This window comes from Marininema halotolerans (genome assembly GCF_900116235.1).
GTDB lineage: Bacteria > Bacillota > Bacilli > Thermoactinomycetales > DSM-45169 > Marininema > Marininema halotolerans.
Genome location: NZ_FPAA01000024.1, coordinates 1 through 3031, shown reverse-complemented (window position 1 = coordinate 3031; position 3031 = coordinate 1). Strand labels below are relative to the sequence as shown.

Below are 3031 nucleotides of genomic sequence, written 5' to 3'. Positions count from 1 at the left end.
GGAGATGCACCTTGAAAACCGGATATGGAGTAAGCCAAGCAATCTTCATGATATGAAGATTTCACCGGAGTGAATGAAGGAGAAGTTATTAAGGGCACACGGTGGATGCCTTGGCGCCAGGAGCCGATGAAGGACGGGGCGAACACCGATATGCCCCGGGGAGCCGTAAGCAGGCATTGATCCGGGGATTTCCGAATGGGGCAACCCACCAGCGTCAACCGCTGGTACTTCCATCTGAACACATAGGATGGATAGAGGCAGACCAGGGGAACTGAAACATCTAAGTACCCTGAGGAAGAGAAAGCAAACGCGATTCCCTGAGTAGCGGCGAGCGAAACGGGATTAGCCCAAACCAATTGGCTTTGCCAATTGGGGTTGTAGGGCGTCTCACATGGAGTTACAAAGGTAGCGTGTAGACGAAGTGGTCTGGAAAGGCCCGCCATAGACGGTAACAGCCCGGTAGTCGAAACATTCTACTCTCCGAGACGGACCCTGAGTACCGCGGGACACGAGAAATCCCGTGGGAATCCGGGAGGACCACCTCCCAAGGCTAAATACTTCCTGGCGACCGATAGTGAACCAGTACCGTGAGGGAAAGGTGAAAAGCACCCCGGAAGGGGAGTGAAATAGATCCTGAAACCGTGTGCTTACAAGCAGTCGGAGCCTCCCTAGAGGGGTGACGGCGTGCCTTTTGTAGAATGAACCGGCGAGTGACGGTGCCGTGCAAGGTTAAGGTGAGAAGCTGGAGCCGTAGCGAAAGCGAGTCTGAATAGGGCGTATAGTACGTCGCCGTCGACCCGAAACCGAGTGATCTACCCATGTCCAGGGTGAAGCTAAGGTAAGACTTAGTGGAGGCCCGAACCCACTGATGTTGAAAAATCAGGGGATGAGGTGTGGGTAGGGGTGAAATGCCAATCGAACTCGGAGATAGCTGGTTCTCCCCGAAATAGCTTTAGGGCTAGCCTCGGATAAGAGAGTCATGGAGGTAGAGCACTGATTGGGCTAGGGGCCCTTCCCGGGTTACCGAACTCAGTCAAACTCCGAATGCCATCGACTTATTTTCCGGGAGTCAGACTGCGGGTGCTAAGATTCGTAGTCGAAAGGGAAACAGCCCAGACCACCAGCTAAGGTCCCAAAGTGTGTGTTAAGTGGGAAAGGATGTGGAGTCGCTTAGACAACCAGGATGTTGGCTTAGAAGCAGCCACCATTTAAAGAGTGCGTAATAGCTCACTGGTCCAGGGACTCTGCGCCGAAAATGTAACGGGGCTAAACACACCACCGAAGCTGTGGATGTCGTAAGACATGGTAGGGGAGCGTTCTCTTCAGCAGTGAAGTCGTTTCGTGAGAAGCGGTGGAGCGGAGAGAAGTGAGAATGCCGGTATGAGTAACGAAAAGAAGGGTGAGAATCCCTTCCGCCGTAAGCCTAAGGTTTCCTGAGGAAGGTTCGTCCGCTCAGGGTAAGTCGGGGCCTAAGCCGAGGCAGAAATGCGTAGGCGATGGATAACAGGTTGATATTCCTGTACCACCTTTTCACCATTTGAGCAATGGGGGGACGCAGGAGGGTAGGAGATCGCACGATTGGATGTGCGTCCAAGCGGAGAGGCTGAAGAAAGAGGCAAATCCCTTTCTTCTTAAGGCTGGGCCGTGATGGCGAGGGAAATTACAGTACCGAAGTCTTTGATCTCACACTGCCAAGAAAAGCCTCTAGCGAGGTGAAGGGTGCCCGTACCGCAAACCGACACAGGTAGGCGAGGAGAGAATCCTCAGGCGCGCGGGAAAACTCTCGTTAAGGAACTCGGCAAAATGACCCCGTAACTTCGGGAGAAGGGGTGCCCCGGTAGAGTCTTCGGGCTCGAGGGGGCCGCAGTGAATAGGCCCAAGCGACTGTTTAGCAAAAACACAGGTCTCTGCGAAGCCGTAAGGCGAAGTATAGGGGCTGACGCCTGCCCGGTGCTGGAAGGTTAAGGGGAAGGGTTAGCGCAAGCGAAGCTCTGAACCGAAGCCCCAGTAAACGGCGGCCGTAACTATAACGGTCCTAAGGTAGCGAAATTCCTTGTCGGGTAAGTTCCGACCCGCACGAAAGGCGTAACGACTTGGGCGCTGTCTCAACGAGAGACCCGGTGAAATTGTAGTACCCGTGAAGATGCGGGTTACCCGCGACAGGACGGAAAGACCCCGTGGAGCTTTACTGTAGCCTGATATTGAGTTTTGGTACGATCTGTACAGGATAGGTGGGAGCCTAAGAATCCGGGCCGCCAGGTTCGGAGGAGGCAATGGTGGGATACCACCCTGATCGTGCTGGAATTCTAACCGACATCCGTGATCCGGATGCGGGACCGTGTCAGGTGGGCAGTTTGACTGGGGCGGTCGCCTCCTAAAGAGTAACGGAGGCGCCCCAAGGTTCCCTCAGCGCGGTTGGAAATCGCGCACTAGAGTGCAAAGGCAGAAGGGAGCTTGACTGCGAGACCTACAAGTCGAGCAGGGACGAAAGTCGGGCTTAGTGATCCGGTGGTTCCGAGTGGAAGGGCCATCGCTCAACGGATAAAAGCTACCCCGGGGATAACAGGCTAATCTCCCCCAAGAGTCCACATCGACGGGGAGGTTTGGCACCTCGATGTCGGCTCGTCGCATCCTGGGGCTGAAGTAGGTCCCAAGGGTTGGGCTGTTCGCCCATTAAAGCGGCACGCGAGCTGGGTTCAGAACGTCGTGAGACAGTTCGGTCCCTATCCGTCGTGGGCGCAGGAAATTTGAGAGGAGCCATCCTTAGTACGAGAGGACCGGGATGGACACACCGCTGGTGTACCAGTTGTGTCGCCAGATGCATCGCTGGGTAGCCAAGTGTGGAAGGGATAAGCGCTGAAAGCATCTAAGCGCGAAGCCCCCCTCAAGATAAGATTTCCCATTCCCCAGTGGAAGTAAGACCCCTTGTAGATGACGAGGTAGATCGGTCTGAGGTGTAAGCACAGCAATGTGTTCAGCTGACAGATACGAATCGGTCGAGGACTTCTCCTGCATTCATTCTTAAACGCTT

1 rRNA gene is annotated in these 3031 nt (G+C 54.8%); it reads left to right on the top strand.

Annotation, left to right across the window (positions count from 1 at the left end):
* The first annotated feature begins 78 nt into the window (after positions 1–78).
* Positions 79–3012, top strand: a 23S ribosomal RNA gene (locus tag CHX35_RS17145).
* Positions 3013–3031: the final 19 nt, after the last annotated feature.